This window comes from Faecalitalea cylindroides ATCC 27803 (genome assembly GCF_000469305.1).
Classification (GTDB): domain Bacteria; phylum Bacillota_I; class Bacilli_A; order Erysipelotrichales; family Erysipelotrichaceae; genus Faecalitalea; species Faecalitalea cylindroides.
This window is the reverse complement of record NZ_KI270976.1, coordinates 1-20,461: the sequence shown is the minus strand read 5'-3', so window position 1 is coordinate 20,461 and position 20,461 is coordinate 1. Positions and strand designations below refer to the sequence as shown.

At 35.0% G+C, this 20,461-nt stretch carries 21 protein-coding genes, 2 tRNA genes and 1 other RNA gene; 19 read left to right on the top strand and 5 right to left on the bottom strand.

Annotation, left to right across the window (positions count from 1 at the left end):
• The first annotated feature begins 5 nt into the window (after positions 1-5).
• From HMPREF0367_RS02305 to HMPREF0367_RS02275, 7 genes are all read left to right on the top strand, one after another.
• A complete protein-coding gene (locus tag HMPREF0367_RS02305) occupies positions 6-860 on the top strand; it encodes a substrate-binding domain-containing protein (protein ID WP_035400800.1) in 855 nt (284 codons plus the stop codon).
• Positions 861-962: 102 nt separating this feature from the next.
• On the top strand, positions 963-1,790 hold the full coding sequence (pstC, locus tag HMPREF0367_RS02300; RefSeq protein ID WP_211237375.1) for a phosphate ABC transporter permease subunit PstC: 828 nt from the start codon (positions 963-965) through the stop codon (positions 1,788-1,790).
• Between the two features lies 1 nt (position 1,791).
• Positions 1,792-2,619, top strand: a complete 828-nt coding sequence (gene pstA / locus HMPREF0367_RS02295) for a phosphate ABC transporter permease PstA (protein ID WP_022356162.1) — start codon at positions 1,792-1,794, stop codon at positions 2,617-2,619.
• A 3-nt stretch (positions 2,620-2,622) separates the two neighbouring features.
• Positions 2,623-3,378 (top strand): phosphate ABC transporter ATP-binding protein PstB, encoded by a 756-nt coding sequence (gene pstB / locus HMPREF0367_RS02290; protein ID WP_035400793.1) that lies wholly within the window; start codon positions 2,623-2,625, stop codon positions 3,376-3,378.
• Positions 3,378-4,022, top strand: a complete 645-nt coding sequence (phoU, locus tag HMPREF0367_RS02285) for a phosphate signaling complex protein PhoU (RefSeq protein WP_015535094.1) — start codon at positions 3,378-3,380, stop codon at positions 4,020-4,022. Before pstB ends, phoU begins: the two co-directional genes overlap by 1 nt.
• A 189-nt stretch (positions 4,023-4,211) precedes the next feature.
• Positions 4,212-5,201, top strand: coding sequence for a nucleoside hydrolase (locus tag HMPREF0367_RS02280; RefSeq protein WP_035400791.1), 990 nt, complete (start codon positions 4,212-4,214; stop codon positions 5,199-5,201).
• On the top strand, positions 5,191-5,745 hold the full coding sequence (locus HMPREF0367_RS02275; protein WP_035400788.1) for an ECF transporter S component: 555 nt from the start codon (positions 5,191-5,193) through the stop codon (positions 5,743-5,745). The genes HMPREF0367_RS02280 and HMPREF0367_RS02275 overlap by 11 nt, the downstream gene beginning before the upstream one ends.
• Before the next feature lie 257 nt (positions 5,746-6,002).
• Here the strand turns inward: HMPREF0367_RS02275 and HMPREF0367_RS02270 are convergent.
• Positions 6,003-6,078, bottom strand: a tRNA-Ala gene (locus tag HMPREF0367_RS02270).
• Positions 6,079-6,161: 83 nt separating this feature from the next.
• Here HMPREF0367_RS02270 and smpB point away from each other — a divergent pair.
• Together smpB and ssrA are read left to right on the top strand one after the other, a co-directional pair.
• Entirely contained in the window at positions 6,162-6,617 is a 456-nt protein-coding gene (gene smpB / locus HMPREF0367_RS02265) for an SsrA-binding protein SmpB (RefSeq protein WP_015535876.1), read from the top strand.
• Between the two features lie 20 nt (positions 6,618-6,637).
• Positions 6,638-7,023, top strand: a transfer-messenger RNA (tmRNA) gene (gene ssrA, locus HMPREF0367_RS10185).
• 86 nt (positions 7,024-7,109) lie between these two features.
• Here the strand turns inward: ssrA and HMPREF0367_RS02260 are convergent.
• A complete protein-coding gene (locus tag HMPREF0367_RS02260) occupies positions 7,110-7,952 on the bottom strand; it encodes a magnesium transporter CorA family protein (RefSeq protein WP_051335135.1) in 843 nt (280 codons plus the stop codon).
• A gap of 130 nt (positions 7,953-8,082) precedes the next feature.
• Between HMPREF0367_RS02260 and HMPREF0367_RS02255 the strand changes: the two genes are divergently transcribed.
• The 3 genes from HMPREF0367_RS02255 to pyk all read left to right on the top strand — a co-directional run bounded on the left by HMPREF0367_RS02255 (position 8,083) and on the right by pyk (position 11,502).
• Entirely contained in the window at positions 8,083-8,694 is a 612-nt protein-coding gene (locus HMPREF0367_RS02255) for a hypothetical protein (protein WP_035400784.1), read from the top strand.
• Positions 8,695-9,096: 402 nt separating this feature from the next.
• Positions 9,097-10,059 (top strand): 6-phosphofructokinase, encoded by a 963-nt coding sequence (gene pfkA, locus HMPREF0367_RS02250; RefSeq protein WP_022356155.1) that lies wholly within the window; start codon positions 9,097-9,099, stop codon positions 10,057-10,059.
• Positions 10,060-10,089: 30 nt separating this feature from the next.
• Entirely contained in the window at positions 10,090-11,502 is a 1,413-nt protein-coding gene (gene pyk, locus HMPREF0367_RS02245) for a pyruvate kinase (protein ID WP_392389141.1), read from the top strand.
• 67 nt (positions 11,503-11,569) lie between these two features.
• On the opposite strand, the gene HMPREF0367_RS02240 is transcribed toward pyk, so the two are convergent.
• Both HMPREF0367_RS02240 and HMPREF0367_RS02235 read right to left on the bottom strand, forming a co-directional pair.
• Positions 11,570-14,794, bottom strand: a complete 3,225-nt coding sequence (locus HMPREF0367_RS02240; RefSeq protein ID WP_035400777.1) for an FtsX-like permease family protein — start codon at positions 14,792-14,794, stop codon at positions 11,570-11,572.
• Entirely contained in the window at positions 14,794-15,498 is a 705-nt protein-coding gene (locus HMPREF0367_RS02235; RefSeq protein ID WP_035400774.1) for an ABC transporter ATP-binding protein, read from the bottom strand. The genes HMPREF0367_RS02240 and HMPREF0367_RS02235 overlap by 1 nt, the downstream gene beginning before the upstream one ends.
• Positions 15,499-15,624: 126 nt before the next feature.
• On the opposite strand from HMPREF0367_RS02235, the gene HMPREF0367_RS02230 reads away from it, so the two are divergent.
• Both HMPREF0367_RS02230 and HMPREF0367_RS02225 read left to right on the top strand, forming a co-directional pair.
• Positions 15,625-16,485 carry a DegV family protein gene (locus HMPREF0367_RS02230; protein WP_035400768.1) on the top strand — a complete coding sequence of 287 codons (861 nt, stop codon included), beginning with the start codon at positions 15,625-15,627 and terminating at the stop codon, positions 16,483-16,485.
• 2 nt (positions 16,486-16,487) lie between these two features.
• Positions 16,488-17,339, top strand: a complete 852-nt coding sequence (locus HMPREF0367_RS02225) for a DegV family protein (RefSeq protein WP_035400764.1) — start codon at positions 16,488-16,490, stop codon at positions 17,337-17,339.
• A 77-nt stretch (positions 17,340-17,416) separates the two neighbouring features.
• Here HMPREF0367_RS02225 and HMPREF0367_RS02220 read toward each other — a convergent pair whose 3' ends face one another.
• Positions 17,417-18,649, bottom strand: coding sequence for an MFS transporter (locus HMPREF0367_RS02220; RefSeq protein ID WP_035400761.1), 1,233 nt, complete (start codon positions 18,647-18,649; stop codon positions 17,417-17,419).
• A 145-nt stretch (positions 18,650-18,794) separates the two neighbouring features.
• Between HMPREF0367_RS02220 and mscL the strand changes: the two genes are divergently transcribed.
• The 5 genes from mscL to HMPREF0367_RS02195 all read left to right on the top strand — a co-directional run bounded on the left by mscL (position 18,795) and on the right by HMPREF0367_RS02195 (position 20,461).
• Complete coding sequence (gene mscL, locus HMPREF0367_RS02215; RefSeq protein ID WP_035400758.1) at positions 18,795-19,211, top strand: large conductance mechanosensitive channel protein MscL; 417 nt, start codon at positions 18,795-18,797, stop codon at positions 19,209-19,211.
• 128 nt (positions 19,212-19,339) lie between these two features.
• Positions 19,340-19,633 carry a 30S ribosomal protein S6 gene (rpsF, locus tag HMPREF0367_RS02210; protein WP_015535864.1) on the top strand — a complete coding sequence of 98 codons (294 nt, stop codon included), beginning with the start codon at positions 19,340-19,342 and terminating at the stop codon, positions 19,631-19,633.
• 14 nt (positions 19,634-19,647) lie between these two features.
• Entirely contained in the window at positions 19,648-20,121 is a 474-nt protein-coding gene (locus HMPREF0367_RS02205) for a single-stranded DNA-binding protein (RefSeq protein ID WP_022356147.1), read from the top strand.
• A 13-nt stretch (positions 20,122-20,134) separates the two neighbouring features.
• Entirely contained in the window at positions 20,135-20,365 is a 231-nt protein-coding gene (rpsR, locus tag HMPREF0367_RS02200; protein WP_015535862.1) for a 30S ribosomal protein S18, read from the top strand.
• A gap of 39 nt (positions 20,366-20,404) precedes the next feature.
• Positions 20,405-20,461: transfer RNA gene (locus tag HMPREF0367_RS02195), tRNA-Thr, on the top strand.

The window sequence follows — 20,461 nt, the reverse complement described above, 5'->3', positions numbered from 1 at the left end:
ATGAAATGAACAAATTAGTGAAGGGTATGTTTGCCTTAGGAATGGGAGCCTTAATGGTTGGTTGCTCATCAGGAACATCTGATTCAGGAAGTCAGCAAATCAATGTAGTAAGCCGTGAAGAAGGTTCAGGTACACGTGGAGCATTCGTTGAATTGTTTGGCGTTCAGGAAGGTGATGTAGATAACACTACAAGTGCTGCAGAAGTTACAAACTCAACAAGTGTTATGATTTCTACTGTACAAGGAAATGAAAATGCAATCGGATATATTTCTTTAGGATCATTAAGTGATGATGTTAAAGCAGTTAAGATTGATGGTGTAGAAGCTACTACTGAAAATGTAAAATCAGGGGACTATAAAGTTTCTCGTCCATTTATCGTATGTACAAAAGGAACTGATTTAAGTGAAATTGCTTCTGATTTTATGTCTTATATCATGTCAACAGATGGACAGGCAATCGTTTCAGAAGAAGGATATATCGCTCAGGATACAACAACTACATATACAGCTAGCAATTTAAGTGGAAGCTTAACAGTTGGTGGTTCAAGTTCAGTAACTCCATTGATGGAAAAACTTGCTGAAGAATATCAGAAATTAAACCCTGAAGTTGAAATTTCTGTTCAACAGTCTGATTCAACAACGGGAGCAACAAATACAATCGATGGTGTATATGAAATCGGTATGTGTTCTCGTGAATTGAAACAAGAAGAAACAGATGCTGGTTTAGTACCAACAGTAATTGCTACAGACGGTATTGCGGTAATCGTAAATACAAACAATGCAGTTGATGATTTAACAGTAGATCAAGTAAAACAAATCTACACTGGTGAAATCACTGACTGGTCTGAAATTAGTGCTTAATTTTAGCGAAAACAGTTAAAGATTGTTCAAGAAAAGGGGTTTTCCCCTTTTCTTATGTATATCTAGAAAGGAATTAAATCCATGCAATTAAGAGAAAACGTAATGAGATATGTCTTTATGCTAGCTGCATGTTTTAGTATTTTGGCAGTCTTCTTCATTTGTTTTTATTTATTTATGAACGGTCTTCCTGCAATGGCAAAGATTGGAGTTGCTGACTTTATCTTTGGTATGGATTGGAAACCATTAAATGAAATATTTGGGATTTTTCCAATGATCATTGGCAGTTTATATGTTACAGCTGGGGCCATCATTGTTGGTGTTCCTATTGGAATCTTATGTTCTATATTTTTAGTGTTTTTCTGTCCCAAAAAACTATATTCAATCATAAAACCTGCAGTCGAACTATTGGCAGGTATTCCAAGTATCGTATATGGTTTCTTTGGATTGATCGTAATCGTTCCCCTTTTCCAGGATATGTTTGGAGGTAATGGAAAGGGTGTTTTAACAGCTTCTGTATTGCTGGGGATCATGATTCTTCCTACTATTATATCTGTATCAGAATCAAGTCTTCAGGCAATTCCAGATTCTTACTATGAAGGGGCACTTGCATTAGGCGCGTCACATGAAAGAAGTGTATTTTTTGTTTGTGTTAAGGCTGCAACATCAGGTGTCTTGGCTGGTGTGATCTTGGGTGTTGGACGTGCTATTGGTGAAACAATGGCAGTTATAATGGTTGCGGGAAATAATGCAATCATGCCGGATTCCTTGTTATCTGGTGTTCGAACGATGACAGCCAATATCGTATTGGAAATGTCATATGCATCTGGTCTTCATAGAGAAGCTTTGATTGCGACAGCGTGCGTATTGTTTGTGTTTATTCTGATCATAAACTTGTCCTTTAGCGCTTTAAAACGAAAGGGGGCAAACTAATATGAAACGTCATTTAGATCCAGTTAGTTTATTTTTGAATATCATTACAAAAGTTGCTGCCTTTATCACTATTTTGGTTCTATTTTTCATCATAGCTTATATTTTGATTCGTGGTATTCCAAACTTGACTCCATCTTTATTTGAATGGGAATATACAACTGAGAATGTATCTATGATGCCAGCCATCATAAATACGATTTATGTAGTATTATTGTCTTTGTTGATTTCGGCACCTATTGGCATCTGTTCAGCAATCTACCTTGTAGAATATGCTAAAAGAGGAAGTAAGCTTGTAAAAATAGTATTATTAACAACAGAAACTCTTGCAGGTATCCCAAGTATTGTTTATGGTTTATTTGGTAGTTTGATGTTTGTTATTAGTTTGAATATGGGTTTAAGCCTTCTAGCAGGTTCCTTGACTCTTGCGATTATGGTTCTTCCTACGATCATGCGTACAACTCAGGAAGCTTTAGTAGCTGTGCCAGATTCTTATCGTGAAGGTAGTTATGGATTAGGTGCAGGAAAGATTCGTACGATTTTTCGCATTATCCTACCTAGTGCAGTACCGGGAATCATGTCAGGTATTGTCTTAAGTATGGGACGTATTGTTGGAGAAACGGCTGCTCTGATCTATACGTCAGGTACTGTAGGTAAGATTAGTACAAGCGTATTTGAACCAGGTAGTACATTAGCTGTACATATGTATAAATTAATGTCTGAGGGTCTTTATACAGAACAAGCATGTGCTGTTGCAGTCGTATTATTGGTATTTGTAATTATTATGAATAGTTTATCTTCTGTTTTAGGAAAAAAGCTTGCGAAAGGATAGAATATGAGTACACCAAAGTTATCAATTAAAGATGTAAATTTATTTTATGGAGATTTTCATGCACTACATGGGATTTCTATGGATATAGATGAAAATAAAATTACAAGTTTTATCGGACCAAGTGGTTGTGGTAAATCAACATTATTGAAATCAATCAACCGAATGAATGATCTTGTTGAAGGATGTAAGATCACAGGGGAATTCTTATTAGACAACAAAAATATCTATAAAGATATTGAAATCAATACACTTAGAAAAAGAGTTGGTATGGTTTTCCAGAAAGCAAATCCATTCCCAATGAGCGTGTATGACAATATTGCGTTTGGACCTAGAACACATGGTATCAAGAAAAAAGCAGAATTGGATGTTATTGTTCGACAAGCGTTGGAAGATGCAGCACTTTGGGATGAAGTTAAAGATCGTTTAAACAAATCAGCTTTAGGGTTGTCTGGTGGTCAGCAGCAGCGTTTATGTATCGCTCGTGCTTTAGCTGTTCAACCAGAAGTATTATTGATGGATGAACCAACCAGTGCCCTTGACCCAATCAGTACTAGCAAAATCGAAGAATTGACTTTAAAATTAAAGAAAGATTATACGATTGTTATCGTTACTCACAATATGCAGCAGGCTATGCGTATTAGTGATAAAACGGCTTTCTTCTTGTTAGGTGATTTGATCGAATATGGTGATACTGAAATGATGTTCTCTACACCTAAAGAAAAGAAAACAGAAGACTATATTACAGGGAGGTTCGGATAATGGTTTCTACAAAATTTATCAAACAAACAAAACAATTAGAGCTGACTATGACACAAATGGGTCAGGATTGTTTAAAAGGTTTATCTTTTTGCAGACATGCTTTGTATGATCGTGATAAAACATTGATTCAGGAAATCAATGAATTACATGAAGATGTCAGTGCTAATGGTAGAGAATGCGAACAAATCTGTATGCGTATTTTGCTTTTACAGCATCCAGTCGCAAAGGATTTAAGAAAAATCACAGTCGCTACAAATACGGTTCGTGATATGACTCGTATTATGGATCAGGAAAAAGAAGTTGCTGATTTAGTATGTAGAATTCAAGATACAGATGTTGAAATTGACGGTACGATTCATGATTTATTCTCAATAGCTAAAGAAATGATTTCAGGTGCAATTTCAGCTTATATGCAAAAAGATGAAGATATAGCTCATGAAGTCATTAAATTGGATGATAAAGCGGATTCACTTTATATTGATACAAAAGAGTTATATATCGAGAAATTAGCAGCTAAAACGGGTAATGCAGAAACTTTAGTTGACTTGTTGCTAGTTGGAAAATATTTAGAACGTATCTGTGATCATGCAGTAAATATCGCAAAATGGGTATTGTTCCAGAAAAAAGGCGTATACGAAGAATAATAATTTATGTGTTGATTCATTTAGTGAATCAACACTTTTTCTTGTTTAAATGATTTTCTTATGGTATAAAAGAGACAAAACTGGTTTTATTGTTCCTCCCAGTATAATAATAGGCAACGCTCAAACAATCTTTTTTTGTGTGGTTTTGTCTAGGGAGGCAAGACCTTTTTTATATAAAGGAGTGTTTGAATGAAACGTAAAGTAATTATAGATTGCGATCCAGGGATTGATGATAGTTTAGCAATTATGTTAGCCTTATCAAGTCCAGAGTTAGATATATTGGGAATTACGATCACAGCGGGCAATGCACCTTTAAAACAAGGATTTGAGAATGTGAAGAAAGTATTGAATCATATGGATCGTTTGGATGTTCCAATCTTTTTGGGTGCTGATAAACCACTGGTAAAAGAATATGTGGATGCTTTGGACACGCATGGTAAAGATGGGTTAGGAGAAAGCTTCTTACCTGAAATAGAAGGATATACACAAAATATCAATGCGCTTGAATTTTATGAAAACACATTGACTACTACAAAATGTTCTGTTATTGCCCTAGGTCCTTTGACAAACTTAGCTCAGCTTGCTCAAAAGAATGTCAAAGCATTTGATCAGATAGAAGAAATCGTATCTATGGGTGGATCTTATAAGTCGCATGGAAATTGTTCGCCAGTGGCAGAATATAATTATTGGGAAGATCCAGAAGCCGCTAAGATCGTATATGAAAGATTTGCGAAAACAAATAAAAAGATCCATATGGTTGGTTTGGATGTAACAAGAAAAATTGTCTTAACACCAACGCTTTTAGAATTTATGGAACGCTTAGATCAAAAACAAGGATCTTTTATTCGAAAAATTACCAAGTTCTATTTTGGTTTTCATTGGCATTGGGAACATATCATAGGTTGCGTAATTAATGATCCACTTGCAGTTGCCTACTTTATAGATCGTTCTCTTTGCTCTGGATTTGATGCTTATACAGATATTGAGACGGATGGAATTACAAGAGGGCAGAGTGTTGTGGATGCCTATGGATATTATCGAAAAGAAGCCAACACACATGTTTTAACACAAGTTGATGTCATGAGGTTTTTTATGCTTTTCTTAAAACGAATTCTAGATTGTAAAAAAGAAGATTTAGATTATCTGGATAAAATTTTAGGTGAAGAAAATGTCTGGTAAAATAAGTGTTCATAAAATCACCTTGATTGCATTGGCTATTGTAATCAATATCGTAGGGTCTTACATTGCCTTAGTATTGCATTTACCTATTTATTTGGATAGTATGGGAACAATCATGACCGCAATACTCTTAGGACCTTTTTATGGTTTATTTCCAGGTGTTTTAAGCGCTTTGGTTACAGGAATGACTTCAGATATCTATGCGCTTTATTATATGCCTGTAGGCATTGTATTAGGAATTGTGACAGGACTTGTTTTTCGAAGAAGAAACATATCTAACAAATTATTTATAAAGGCATTCTATATCAGTATTCCTGCATCTTTGATAAGTGCCTGTATTACAGCTAACTTATTTGGCGGAATTACATCTTCTGGTTCTACTATGCTTGTTCAACTATTGGCAAAAACTCCTTTGGGATTAACGTTAAGTTGTTTGATCGTACAGTTTTTTACAGATTATTTTGATCGTTTGTTAAGTTTATGGCTGGTATTTTCAGTTATAAAAAAACTACCGGATTCGTTAACAAATAAACTAAAGAATTAAAAAGATTCCTGCTGAATTAACGGGAATCTTTTGATGCATTATGGAGTATGAAACAATTGAGGATATCGTATATTAATCCACTTCCAATTGAATCAAACCCTAAAGTTTGGATATCGAACTAAGGAGGTTCGCTTCAAAACGAGTGTATTTTAATTAAGATGAAAGAGCTTATAGTCACAATAGCATGATTATAGGCTCTTTATTAGGTAAGATAAAGTGAATAAAAAAAACTCCTTATAAAAGGAGTTATTGGATATTGGTGGAGCGTAGGAGGATCGAACTCCTGACCCCCTGCGTGCAAGGCAGGTGCTCTCCCAGCTGAGCTAACACCCCAAGTGCTTAATTATTTTATCAAATTTACAGAAAATTTCAAGAGTATATGTTAAAATAATTACACAAAATTAATTGGAGGTATTATGTCCACACAAAAAACAATAGCTGATAACAGAAAGGCTCGACACGATTATGAATTATATGACCGTTATGAAGCTGGTTTAGAGCTTAAAGGAACTGAAATAAAAAGTATACGTCGAGGAAAAGTTCAACTAAAAGATAGTTATATTAGTTTTTACAATAATGAAGCATATATTAAAGGCATGCATATATCGCCTTATGAATTTGGGAATATTTTTAATCATGACGAAACAAGAGACCGAAAATTACTTTTACATAAAAAAGAAATTCGAAAACTCTATCAAGACACCCGTATCAAAGGGTATACAGTTGTGCCTGTAAGATTGTATTTATCCAAAGGGTTAGCTAAACTTGAAATTGCTTTGGCCAAAGGTAAAAATCTTCACGATAAACGTGAAAGTCAAAAAGCGAAAGACGCAAAGAGAGAAATCGAAAAAGCCTTGAAAAATCAATATTAGTATGATATTTTAAGGTCCATGGGGATGTTCAGGCATTCGATGAGTAATCGTTTGGATTCAACCACAGCCGCAAAGGACATGCGTAATAACCAACTTAAATTTAAACGCTAAATCAAAAATTGCTAATGTATTTGGTGCAAACCAGAGCATGGCTTTCGCTGCTTAATTAGTCTACGTTTGACTTGCAGCCTGCCTTATTATAAGTTTGCTTCTCTTTAATAAGGAATGTGCAAAGACAAAGAAGATAGTAAAAGATATTGGCTTGATATCTTTTATGAAACTCTAAAGCCAACCCATTTGTAATCATGTCCATCTGATGCAGATGGTTAATGTGATGGAATAAGCTGTAAACGTTGTCTCGTGGGACATTACTTAGACAGGGGTTCAATTCCCCTCATCTCCACCAATAGAAAATGATCCCTTTAAATATAAAGATAAAGATGTCAACCAATGAAGTTCGGTTGACATCTTTTTTTAGGAAAAGTAGTTTGGTTAAAACCAATGTTTTTTCTTAAAGTAAATAACTAGAGATATACAAACAAGAATGCTTATAAGGATAAAGATGGGATAGCTGTAAGGGCTATTAAGTTCATACATATGTTTAAAATTCATTCCATACCAGCCAACCATTAAGGTTAATGGTAGGAAGATTGCGGTGATTAATGTAAATATTTTCATGATATGATTTTGCTCAATATCAATTTGCGATTGATATGCTTCGCGCATTTGTGTTACATAATCACGTAAACTGGATACACTTAGCTGTAAATGATCAATTCGATTGTGTATGATCGTTAATTTTCGTAAAGATTCCGAATCAAATAATTTATTTTCATTTTCCAAAAATCCATCGAAAATGACTTGTAACTGATTATAATAATGTTTTAAATGCAAAAGCTGTTTTCTGAATTTAATAATTTGATCCAAGTAATCATTTGTTTTGTTTTGGAGAGCATGATCTTCTGCATCTGTAATTGATTCTTCAAATTTATCAATGTATTCCATATCGTTTGCAATAAGATTTATAAAAAATAAACGAAGTAGTTCAATATTGTCTTTTTTTTGATTATCGTTGAAAAGTTGTGTAAATTGTTTATATAGATGTGAATTTTCGATAAATATGAGCAAATTGTCATTATCTAAAAAAATAAATATTTTTTTTAATTGATTTCCTTTAGGTTTTAGACTATAGCTTTGAAAATTTATCAAAATGAACGAATCATAGGATTCGAAAACGAAAGCAGAGTGTTTTGTTAAATGTTTGCTTAAAATAGATCGAATATAAGCGGGTAGAGAAGAGTCTTGGATTTTTTCGTATTTAAATATTTTTTTCATGATTTATGTATCCTCTGTTATAAATATAGCATATATTTTAGTTCATGGAATCTTATACTTAATATAAAATGTTGTTATTTCTCAAACATAATATAAAATGGAAGAGGACAAAACGGAAAGGAAGTTGATTATGAAGTTTAGTGACATTGATTTTTCAGCTATTTCTAGAATGATGGATTCAATGAGTGATGAAGAAAAAGATCGTTTGAACAATATGGCGCAGGAAATGATGGATAATATGAAGAATGAACAGGAGCCTGAGCAGGAAGAAGACATGTATGCATTTTATGGAATCAATGAAGAAGACTACAAAGATGTGCCAGGTATCGTTTTAGATCAAATGGAAGAAGCAAGTGATTTAGAAGGATATTATGAAGATGTAAAAGATGAAGACTTTAGTGCTTCGGTATTATTCTTATCTAAAGCTGTATTAAATATGCTTAGGCATTATCATTTTTCTATATATAAAAATGTTTTGGAAATTTCAAAATTTTCAAATCCAAACATGACTACAATTTATGATTTCTTGTATCCGTTGATGAATGATGAAACGATACAAAAATTGTGTGATGAAGGATTTGGAGAATCAAGTATGTGGACAGAGCATCGCTCTATGTTACAACAAATTTACACGGCTTTAAATCGTGCAGAGTATGATTTCATTAATTATGAAACACTTCAGGAAATTAAATCAATTTTGTTTGACAAGAATGGTTTATTAAATATCACAAAACTCATTTAACACAAAAATAGTGCTCTGGCCAGCACTATTTTTGTAATAATAATTAAATTAGGAGAGAGATATATGAAAAGGAATATGTTTATTAATGAGCTTTCCTTGAGCTCACTTATAGTCTATGAAAATCTAGTGTTTTTAATATCAATTTTCTATGGTAAAAAATGTGAGTTTTGATTAAAATATGGAAAATATTCGAAGTTTTTATCTTCAAAATATGGTATTTCTTAAAAATAAATTATATGGGAATCCCTTTCAATTTGTTGGTTTATTAAATTCTTTAAACATCAAATATTTTTTACATGGTTTAAGCGTTTTCATCGCATTTTTTTGTTTTCTAGCTCATTTATGTGTGTTATATTTATAGTGAATTAAAATGTTTGTTAAAGTTCTACGGAGGACAAAATTATGGTTAGAAGAATTGGGATTTTAACATCTGGTGGGGACTCACCAGGAATGAATGCTGCTATTCGCGCTGTAACAAGAGTTGGTTTAAATAGTGGCTTGGAAGTATTTGGTATTTATAACGGTTATAAAGGAATGGTAGAAGGATATATTGAACCATTAACTCGTGAAACCGTTGGTGAAATTGTGAATCGTGGCGGAACCGTTTTAGGGTCTGCAAGATTGCCAGAATTCAAAGATATTGAAGTTCGTAAAAAAGCAATTCATCAGTTGAAGAAACGTGGAATTGAAGCTGTCGTTGTTATCGGCGGGGACGGTTCTTATCGTGGAGCCTTATCTTTGACTGAAATGGGAATCAATTGTATCGGGCTACCTGGTACGATTGATAATGATATTACTTGTACGGATTATACGATTGGATTCCAGACAGCTCTAGAAACAGTTGTAGAAGCAATCGATAAATTGCGTGATACTTCAAACTCTCATCATCGTTGCTCTATTGTAGAGGTTATGGGTAACCGCTGTGGAGATTTGGCGTTATGGTCTGGTATAGCTTGTGGAGCCGAAATTATTGTAACAAGCGAAACTGGATTCGATGAAGAAGATGTTTTAGACAGATTACGCGATTTAGATTTGATTCGTAAGAAAAAACATGCTATTGTCGTTATCAGTGAAAAAATCACTGATGTCGACCAGTTTGCAAAAAAAGTCAGTTTAAATACAGGTTTTTCAGGAAGGGCAACTGTATTAGGACATATTCAGCGAGGAGGATCACCTTGTCCATTTGACCGTCTATTAGCTTCTCAGATGGGAGAAAAAGCCGTAGATCTATTGATGCAGGGAATTGGTGGACAGTGCATCTGTATTCGCAACAATGAAATCGTAGCGATTCCAATTGAAAAGGCTTTGAGCATGCCTCAGGAATCACGAAAACCATTGATGAATTTGTTCGAAAGACTGGTATAGTTATAGGAAAGGAAAAAGGAAGAAGATATGATGGATAAGAAAACTAAGATTGTATGTACAATTGGGCCTGCTAGTGAAAGCAAGGAAGTTCTAACAAAACTTGTAAATGAGGGTATGAACATTGCCCGCTTGAACTTCTCACACGGAAGCTATGAAGAACATGGCAACCGTATCAAATTGATCCGTGAGGTATCAAAAGAAACAGGAAAACCTATTGGTATCCTGTTAGATACAAAAGGTCCTGAAATTCGTTTAGGTGATTTTGAAAACGGTGGATGCGAATTTAAGGAAGGCGACATCGTTAGAATCGTTAAAGAAGAAGTTTTAGGAAACCATGAACGTTTTACAATTCGTTGTCCAGAAGTGTTTAACGATGTTAAAGCGGGAGACTACATCTTAATGGATGATGGTAAAATGAAAGTTACGATCCAGGAAGTTAGCGAAGGAGAAATGACAGTTCGTGTTGAAAACCCTCATTTCCTAAAGAGTCGTAAAGGATGTAATTTACCAGGCATTATTTTGAGTATGCCATTCATTTCTGAAAAAGATGAAGCAGATATTCGTTTTGGATGTCGTCAGGATATTGATTATATTGCAGCTAGCTTTACTCGTCGTAAAGAAGATGTCTTGAATTTAAGAAAGATTCTGATCGATGAGAAAAAAGATGCAATTCAGATCATTCCAAAAATCGAAAACCAGGAAGGATTTGATAACCTTCGTGAGATCCTTGATGTAAGTGATGGTGTCATGGTAGCTCGTGGTGACTTAGGTGTTGATGTTTCTTTGGAATTGGTTCCAATTTATCAAAAACGCATCATTCGTGTTGCAAATGAATTAGGTAAACCAGTCATTACTGCAACACATATGTTAGAGAGTATGCAGACGAACCCTAGACCAACACGTGCTGAAGCTAGTGACGTTGCCAATGCAATTATGGATGGTACAGACGGTATCATGTTGTCTGGGGAATCTGCTGCAGGTAACTATCCAGTAGAAGCGGTACAAACTATGCATAAGATTGCCGTTGCAATTGAACCGATGATTGATTATAAAAAACGTTTAAAAGATGCAGTTAGTTCTAGTGAAAGATCTTTAAATGATGCTATTGGTATTAGTGCTGCTGATACAGCTTTGGCAATCGATATCAAATGTATCATTGCCTTTACACAGAGTGGTACAACCGCAAGAAGAATTTCTCGCTTTAGACCAGTTGCACCAATCATTGGTGTATGTTTCGATGAAGTTACACAAAGAGCAATGTTACCAATCTTTGGTGTAGATCCATATGTTTCTGATATTCAGAATACGAAAGAAAACGATATTGATCTAGCTCGTAATATCGCTTTGATGAAAGGATATAAACATGGTGATTATGCAATCGTAGTTGCCGGATATCCAGTAGGACAAGGTTCTACAAACATGATGCGTATCATTCAGCTTTAATAGAATGCAAATATGCCGTAGGTGATTTACCTACGGTTTTTTAGTAGATTTACGAAAAAAAGCTGTCTTATTCGACAGCTTTTAACGATTCGACCATTTGAATCTGTTTTAATTTTCTTTGCATAACAAGATTTATAATGATGGCAAATACCATGGTTAACGCAAAACTTATGACAAAGGATATTGGTTTAATGGTTCGACCAAACATAACATCATCCATTTCTGCAAGGTTCATGATCAAGTTATGTAAGAAGATTCCAACTATCAAACCGACTGCAGCACCTATCATAGTCAATAGAATGCTTTCACGATTAACATATTGGCTTGTTTCTCGGCTTGTAAATCCTAATACTTTGATCGTTGCAATTTCTCTAGTTCGCTCTGAGATATTGACGTTACTTAAATTGTATAAGACAACGAAGGCAAGTGCGGCTGCTGAGATAACTAGAACTACAACGACCATGGATATACTGGCAATCATGTCTGTGAAGTTTTCTTGTAGTGAAGAATAGAATGTTACACTATCAACCCCATTAATATCCATCAATTTTTGACCTAACTGATGTTCGAAATCGTCCGATGTATCATTGGTCTTTAATAGATAAGTTTTAGTAAGTTCGGCATTTGAATTCCATGTATCATACAAATCTCTTGTAACATAAATATTATGTCCAACATAGTTTTCGTAGATGTCAGTGATCTTCACTTCAATTTCGTTATCATTTGCATCTTTAAAGGTGATTGTGTCACCAATGCCTTTTTCCATTTTCTCTGCCATCTTTTGTGAGATAACTGCGCCTTTTGAATTGAGGCTTACTTCTTGATCATCGTTGATTGATTTAAGCGTTGTGAAGTCTTTAAGCAGGTTTTTATCATCTACGATATGTACGGTTACAGAGGCATCTTTATCAGCAATGTTTGCTGTTACTGGAAGTGTATCTTCTTCCATGATATCTGTAACACCTTTTTGCTTTTTCAACGTTTGTTCAAAATTATCGTCAATATTTGAGACATTGATTGATGCTTCAAAATGATTGATAACTTCGTATTGTTGGTGAACAATATCAGAAATACTATCGTTGATGCCAAATCCTGCAACCAATAAGGCACTGCATCCTGCGATTCCGATTACGGTCATGAAGAAGCGCTTCTTATATCTAAATATATTACGAGCTGTAACTTTTCTTAAGAAAGAAAGATGGTTCCATATAAATGGAATACGCTCCAAAATAATTTTCTTGCCAATTTTGGCTGCTTTTGGGCGCATTAATTGGCTTGGAACTTCTATCAATTCGCTGTAAATTGAATACAGAGTCGCAAGTAATGTAATACCTATTACAGATCCGGATGCGACTAACATTAATCCTGGTTGGAAAGCGAATTTAATCGTTTCTAGATTATATAAAGTATTCCAAGCAGTAAAGATGACGTACGGGAAGAGAATCATTCCAACTAAACATCCTAAAATGCTTCCAAGAATACTTGCGATTAATGCATATAGAAGATATTTTGAAGAAATCTGCACCTTTGAATATCCTAGAGCTTTTAAGGTGCCAATTTCATTACGTTGTTCATCTACCATTCGTGTCATGGTTGTCATACATACCAAGGCGGCGACTAAGAAGAAGAATACAGGGAACACTTGTGCAATACCATCCATTCGATCAGCGCAGGCACCATAATCACGATATGAATAATGAGAATTACGGTCTAATGTGATCCATTCTGCTTCAAGTTTATCAATTTCACTTTGAGCATCATCAATCTTTTGCTGGTTTTCTGTTTTTTCGGTATTCAATTGATTCTGACTTTGTTCCAGTTCACTTAATGATGAAGATAATGTATTTTTCGCATCATTTAATTGAGCTAAACCACTTTCATATTCAGCTTGCCCGGAAACGAGTTCGTTATAGGCAGCATTTAATTGATCTCTTGCGGCATATAATTGATCTCTTTGGGCGATTAATGTTGGTTTTTGTGCAATACCACTATTGATTTGGTTTATTGCATTCTGGAGTTGAGTTTGTGAGTCAATTAAATAATCATGTTCTTCAAATAATTGATTTGCCTGTGCTATTAGATTATTTGCCTGTTCAAGTTGAGCTTTAAGCTCTTCAGTTTCTCCAGTTTCATCTATGATTCTTTGAATGTTATCTCTATAAGCTACGAGCTGGTCATAGTATTGAATTGCAAGATTGTAATAATCTTCCATTTGAGCTAGTCCGTTATTTACAGATTCTAGATTAGCTTGAAGACCAGGCAGGCTAGCCTCACCTTGTTCAATTTGTGCTATAGCTTGTTCAAGTGTTGGGATGTTATCCAATACGGTTATATTTTGGTAATATTCAGCCCATCCGCTATCTAACTGTGCTTTAGCACTTATCAGTTGTTGCTCGTTAGATTGAATCTCGGCATAACCGTCTTGAATTTGTGCATATCCATCATCAATCTGTGCTTGTGCATCATTAATTTGTTCATCAAGTTCTTTTTGTGCATCGTCAATTTCTTTTTGGTTTTCAGCGATTCTAGCATCAATTCGATCATCGGAAATAGCTTCAATTTTATCGACAACAGGTTCAACTGAATCAAAGTAGGCATCATCATATGTGTTGATATCTTTAGCTCCTTTAACTGTTACATCGATTTCAGTAAAATAATCAACTTTGATGTTTGAATCTTTTACATACATGAAGTTGCCAACTTCACCATTACCAATGGATGAAGAGCCTTTCTCATAACTCAAATAATTTGGGTTGTAACAAGTTCCAACGACTGTATACTCTGTGTTCTTTAATGTATCTGATAGATCATCTTCTGTTCCGCTGGTAAGGGTGATCGTATCTCCGATTTCAAAATTGCCAAAGAGCTGGTTTGAGACAGATCCAGCTTCAATAATACATTCGTTTTCTTTTTTTGGCATTCTGCCGTCTACTAGACGAACTTTGTTGATGGATTGATCATCGGCCAGAGAAATGACTTTCATGACAAGTTGTGTTGAATCTTTTTGCGTTAGTGTATCAATAGAGAATACAGGTTCTGCATCTTCAACACCATCTATTTTTTTGATTTCTTTTAGATCATCTTGAGTAAGTCCTAGAGTGGAATAGACTTGAATATCTTGAACATTGTATTTGTCAAAGTATTGATCAGCACTATACTTCATATCGGGTGCACTGGCTTTGACACCTGCAAAGAAGGCTACACCAATCATAACGATACATAATATTGAGAAGAATCGTCCAAATGAATGGCGTATTTCCTGCAGAATGTTCTTAAAAAATACTTTAGGCATTAATACTCGATCCTGTCTACATCCATTGGGTTGTCATTGATTTCAATGCTTTCAATCTTTCCACTTTTTACTTTAATGATCTTATCGCCAATAGGTGTTAAGGCTAAATTGTGTGTGATAACAATAACTGTTTTTTTCTGCTTCCTGCATGTATCCTGCAAGACTTTCAAAACTTGTTTACCAGTCTGGTAATCAAGAGCTCCGGTTGGTTCATCACACAGGAGTAATTTTGGGTTTTTCGCTAGAGCTCTTGCGATGGCAACACGCTGTTGTTCACCACCAGAAAGCTGGCTAGGGAAGTTGTTGATTCTTTCTTGCAGACCTACAGATTTAATGGTTTCTACGATATCAAGAGGATTTTTACAAATCTGAGTTGCAAGTTCTACATTTTCTTTAAGTGTTAGATTTTGAATCAAATTATAGAACTGGAAGACAAAACCAACATCATATCTTCTATAAAATGTCATTTCTTTGTCTGAATAGCTAGAAATCTCTTTGCCATCTACAACGATTGTTCCTTCACTGACCGTATCCATGCCACCTAATAAATTTAATATAGTACTTTTTCCTGCTCCAGAAGCACCGGCAATAATGACAAATTCTCCTTCATTGATCGTAAAAGAAACTCCGTCTAAGGCGTGAATCTTTATTTCACCCATTGTATATGTTTTTTTAACATTTTCAAACGTAATAAAACTGTTCATATGAGTACCTCTATTGTTTATTGCTATAACAATTATAACACAGATACATACTGGATAATTTGTGAAAATATCAAATTGTCTTGTATTCAAAATCGTGGTAGTATGGAACTATTAAAGAGGTGGATTATGAAAGTAAAAGTAATAACAGATAGCGGATCTGGTCTTACTAAAGAACAGGCTGCAGAATATGGATTAGATTTTTTACCTTTACAGGTTATTATTGAAGACAAAGCATATTTGGATGGTATTGATCTAACTGTTGAAGAACTTTATGATTTTATAGATAGAGGGTTCCTTCCTCAAACGAGCATGCCTCCATTAGGGATGATCGAAGAAAAATTTGATCAATATAAAGAAGAAGGCGTAACCGATGTTGTATTGATTACATTATCCAGTGGTCTTTCTGGAACCAATCAGGCAATTCAGGCTTCAGCGAAATGGCATGGTATCAAGATGCATACTTTAGATATCTATACAACGTTAGCTGTTGAAAGATATCTCGCGATTTCTGCAGCTAAACTTGCGCAGGATAACGTACATCCAGATGAAATCCTTGCACGATTAAAGGATAGTGTTGATAATTCGCAAGGATTTTTGATTTGCCAAGATTTAGACCATCTATCTAGAGGTGGACGATTAACTCCAATGGCGGCAAAACTAGGTGGAATGTTGAAAATTCGCCCAATTCTAGAGGTATCTAAGAATACAGAAGGAAAAGTAGACGTATGTGATAAGGTTCGTACTACTTCTAAAGCAGTAAAAAAAGCTTGTTCTTTAGCGATTAAAGCGGTTAAAGATATCAAAGATTATGAGTTGTTTGTCATGGACTCAAGAGATGAACAAGAAGCATTGAACATGCTAGAAGAACTGCATGCAGAGTATGGTGATATAACGATTCAAAGACAGCCTATTTGTGCAGTTATCGCTTCTCATACGGGATTACATGCAGTTGCTGTACAGTACGTTAAGAAAGTTAAAGGTGTTTAAAAATGAAAGTGGCATTTGTAACAGATTCAGGGACAGGCATTGCTCCAAGCAAGATGATGGAGAAAGGAATTTATTCTCTTCCTTTGCAGATAGAGTGCGAAGGCGTTTCATATGATGAATATGAAACGATTGCATATTCTACCGTCATTGAAAATCTTCATGCCCAGAAATTGATGAAGACGTCTTTGCCAAAACTTGGAAAGATTCAAGACATGTTTGAAGAAATCAAGAATCAAGGGTACGATGCTGTTTTCTGTGTTCCAATTTGTAAAGGGTTATCTGGCACGATGGATGCAATGGAGATGATAGCGAATCAAGTTGGTTTAAAATTCTATGGCGTCGATTGTTATGTAACAGCTGTTGTGCAAGAAAGAATGATCGAAATTGCTAAAGAAATGTATGAAGCCAATGTTACTGTTGAAAAAATAATGGAAAGATTAGAACGTATGGCTGAAACTTGCGAGACAGTTCTTCTTTGTGATGATCTTCAACATATGAAACGCGGAGGGCGATTAACTCCAATGGCAGCTACACTTGGCGGATTACTGAAAATCAAACCGGTCTTACATATTAATAAGGACACTGCTGGTAAAGTAGATGTTATGGATAAAGTTAGAACAATGTCCAAAGCTCAAGATAAGGTTATTGAACACTTACGGAATATAGGTGTTAACAAAGATTATACGATGGTTGTTGCACATGTTGATGTAGCTAAGGCAGCCAAAGAATATGCTGCAAAGATTGAGTCAAGAATTGAAGGCAGCAAAGTAAAGATCATTGATCTTGTATCTGCAGTTGGGATTCATACTGGACTTGGTTGTCTTGCGGTGCAGGTGTTTAATGAAAATGTTTAATAAGTAAGAAAACGTATCCAGAAGGGTGCGTTTTTTTTGTGGCACTAAAAAAGCGTTATTGGTTGATTTCAATAACGCTAATCTAACTTTGTAACTTTATTAAAGAAGTAATAACCAATCAGGAACATGACTGAAATCACCGCAACACCAAGATTTTGATGCCCGGTTAATTGAGTGACAAACCCTATAAGGAATGTTCCTAAAAAGCTTGCGCCTTTTCCACAGATATCAAACAATCCAAAATATTCTCCACTGGAATTTTCTGGAATGATCTTAGCATAATAACTTCTTGATAGTGCTTGTATTCCACCTTGGAAACAACCGACAGCTACCGCAAGCAACCAGAATTCCCATTGTTTATCAAGCTGAACCGCAAAGACAGCAATAAAGAAGTAAGCCAGAATACAGATTTTGATCAATTTGGCCGAGTCAACTTTTTTGGATAGTACGGCAAATGTAAGGCTTGCTGGGAAGGCAACAATTTGAGTTACTAATAACGCCAACAATAATCCGGTTGTATCAAGCCCAAGGCTGGTTCCATAGGCAGTAGCCATATCAATGATCGTATATACACCATCAATAAAGAAGAAGAATGCCAACAGGAATAAAAAGATTTTCTTTTGCTCTTTTGCTTTTTTCAAGGTTTGACCTAGTCTTGAAAAAGTGGAACGTACGACATGAGATTGATGTTCAATATAATATTTTTGATGATAGCTAAATGCTAATGGAAGAGTAAATAAGATCCACCATGCAGCATTGATGATAAAGGCAATCATCATAGCTGTTGTAATGCTGATACCAATAGACTCATACATTAATACAAAAACTAAACTAATCAAGAAGGGAATACAGCTTCCAATATAACCCCATGCATATCCTTTTGAAGAAACACTATCCATTCTCTCTTCTGTTGTAATATCAACAACCATAGAATCATAGAAGATTAAAGATAATGAATACGCTACTTTGGCTACAACATATAATATAAGGAATGTAAGCCAAGATCCTGGAATCCAAAAACATGCAAGTGATAAAGCCCCTAATAATGCACTTAATAAGAATACTTTTTTCTTATTTCCTTTATAATCAGCAAAAGTTCCAAGAATTGGTCCAGTTAAGGCGACAATTAAAGTGGAAATACTTGTTGCATAGCTCCAATAACTGAGATAATCACTTTCAGCAATGCCAGCTGCACTAGATAAAGAGTTAAAGTAAATTGGTAAGATAGTAGATACCAATAGGATAAATGCAGAATTTCCAATATCATACATTATCCATTTTATTTCTAATTTTGTTAATTTATCTTTCATAATTTTAATTCCTTTCAGGAAGTATTCTATCATATTTTGTAAAATTGAAACGTAAAATGTAAGTAAAAGGAACAGTATGTAAAGAAAAACTTTCCGGCTTAATTAATTCTATGTATAATAGCACCATTAAGTTAGGAGAAAGAATATGAAAAAATTTATTGAAGAATTTAAGGCTTTTGCCTTACGGGGAAATGTCATGGATATGGCCGTCGGTGTTTTAATTGGTAGTGCATTTACAGGTATTGTTACTGCTTTGACAACAAATTGTATTCAACCAATCTTAGATGTGATTACAGGAGCCAAGGCTTATACGATTCAAGAAGTTGCAGGATTTGCCAATGCGTTTGTTACCGCAGTTATCAATTTCTTTATCACAGCACTTGTCTTGTTTGTTTTATTAAAAGCAATCAATAAGTTAATGAGCATCAATTTGATCAAGAAAAAAGAAGAAGAGGCAGAAACACCAACAGTTAAAGTGTGCCCATTTTGTAAAAGTGAGATCGATATTGAAGCGACACGATGTCCACATTGTACTTCTCATTTAGAAGAAGTAATGGAATAAATGATTGATTTTTCGAGAATTATTCTTGTCAAGTATCTTCTTGCGTGTTAATATATTTAAGCAAGTTTGCGCTTGCTCTCTGTTTCTTGAGAATAAAGAAACCAAAAGACCAAAGGGAGGTGTACATCATGAAGAAATATGAAATCATGTACATTATCAACGCATCTTTAGATGAAGCTCAGTTTACGGCTGTTCAGGATCGTCTACACCAGACAATCACTAACAACCAGGGAACAATCGACAATGTTGATGACTGGGGAATCAAAGAATTCGCGTATGAAATTGATCACATGAAAAAGGGACACTATGTAGTTATCAATGTAACTGCTAACAACGAAGGTATTGCAGAATTCCAGCGTTTGTCTCGTATTTCTAACAACGTAGTTCGTATTATGGTTGTTAAAACTGAAGACGAAAAATAACAAGAGGTTAAAACATGATTAATCGTGTAATATTGGTAGGACGTTTGACAAGAGATCCTGAATTAAGGAAAACACAAAGTGGTGCCAGTGTTGTTTCCTACACAATTGCGGTAAATCGTCGTGTTCAGACTCCAGGACAGCCTGATGCAGATTTTATCAATTGCGTAGCATGGAACAAGACAGCTGATTTAATGGCACAGTATTTACATAAAGGTTCATTGATTGGTGTTGAAGGACGTATTCAAACACGTTCTTACGACAACCAGCAGGGACAACGTGTATATGTTACGGAAGTTATCACCGATAGCGTGCAATTCCTTGAACCAAAAAATGCCGGATCTCAGAATACAGGATATCAACAAAACAGTGGATATGGATACCAGGCTCCACAGCAGCCAAGCTATTCTCAACCTGTAGATGATTCATTCAGTTCTACATTTGATTCGAGTGATACACTGGATATTGCCAGTGATGATTTACCATTCTAGAAAGGACAAAATTATGGCATTCAAAAAACAACGTATGGGTCGTAAAAAAGTTTGTTATTTCACAAAGAACAAAATCAAAGAAATCGACTATAAAGATGTAGAATTATTAAAACGTTTCATTAACGCTAACGGAAAAATCATTCCTAGACGTGTTACTGGAACTCGTGCAAAATACCAGAGAATGTTGGCTAAAGCTATTAAACGTGCTCGTCAGATGGCTTTATTGCCTTACGTGGTAGACTAATTAAAGAAGACTTAAGTCTTCTTTTTCAATAGCCGACGTAGCACAGGGGTAGTGCAACTCATTCGTAATGAGTAGGTCGGGGGTTCAAATCCCTCC

Coding starts and splice junctions, on each gene's coding strand:
- pyk (WP_392389141.1), top strand. CDS start 10,090: ATGGATAAGAAAACTAAGATTGTATGTACAATTGGGCCTGCTAGTGAA.
- HMPREF0367_RS02225 (WP_035400764.1), top strand. CDS start 16,488: ATGAAAGTGGCATTTGTAACAGATTCAGGGACAGGCATTGCTCCAAGC.
- pstB (WP_035400793.1), top strand. CDS start 2,623: ATGAGTACACCAAAGTTATCAATTAAAGATGTAAATTTATTTTATGGA.
- HMPREF0367_RS02240 (WP_035400777.1), bottom strand. CDS start 14,794: ATGCCTAAAGTATTTTTTAAGAACATTCTGCAGGAAATACGCCATTCA.
- pstC (WP_211237375.1), top strand. CDS start 963: ATGAGATATGTCTTTATGCTAGCTGCATGTTTTAGTATTTTGGCAGTC.
- HMPREF0367_RS02220 (WP_035400761.1), bottom strand. CDS start 18,649: ATGAAAGATAAATTAACAAAATTAGAAATAAAATGGATAATGTATGAT.
- pstA (WP_022356162.1), top strand. CDS start 1,792: ATGAAACGTCATTTAGATCCAGTTAGTTTATTTTTGAATATCATTACA.
- phoU (WP_015535094.1), top strand. CDS start 3,378: ATGGTTTCTACAAAATTTATCAAACAAACAAAACAATTAGAGCTGACT.
- HMPREF0367_RS02205 (WP_022356147.1), top strand. CDS start 19,648: ATGATTAATCGTGTAATATTGGTAGGACGTTTGACAAGAGATCCTGAA.
- rpsR (WP_015535862.1), top strand. CDS start 20,135: ATGGCATTCAAAAAACAACGTATGGGTCGTAAAAAAGTTTGTTATTTC.
- HMPREF0367_RS02275 (WP_035400788.1), top strand. CDS start 5,191: ATGTCTGGTAAAATAAGTGTTCATAAAATCACCTTGATTGCATTGGCT.
- HMPREF0367_RS02280 (WP_035400791.1), top strand. CDS start 4,212: ATGAAACGTAAAGTAATTATAGATTGCGATCCAGGGATTGATGATAGT.
- HMPREF0367_RS02255 (WP_035400784.1), top strand. CDS start 8,083: ATGAAGTTTAGTGACATTGATTTTTCAGCTATTTCTAGAATGATGGAT.
- mscL (WP_035400758.1), top strand. CDS start 18,795: ATGAAAAAATTTATTGAAGAATTTAAGGCTTTTGCCTTACGGGGAAAT.
- pfkA (WP_022356155.1), top strand. CDS start 9,097: ATGGTTAGAAGAATTGGGATTTTAACATCTGGTGGGGACTCACCAGGA.
- rpsF (WP_015535864.1), top strand. CDS start 19,340: ATGAAGAAATATGAAATCATGTACATTATCAACGCATCTTTAGATGAA.
- smpB (WP_015535876.1), top strand. CDS start 6,162: ATGTCCACACAAAAAACAATAGCTGATAACAGAAAGGCTCGACACGAT.
- HMPREF0367_RS02260 (WP_051335135.1), bottom strand. CDS start 7,952: ATGAAAAAAATATTTAAATACGAAAAAATCCAAGACTCTTCTCTACCC.
- HMPREF0367_RS02235 (WP_035400774.1), bottom strand. CDS start 15,498: ATGAACAGTTTTATTACGTTTGAAAATGTTAAAAAAACATATACAATG.
- HMPREF0367_RS02230 (WP_035400768.1), top strand. CDS start 15,625: ATGAAAGTAAAAGTAATAACAGATAGCGGATCTGGTCTTACTAAAGAA.
- HMPREF0367_RS02305 (WP_035400800.1), top strand. CDS start 6: ATGAACAAATTAGTGAAGGGTATGTTTGCCTTAGGAATGGGAGCCTTA.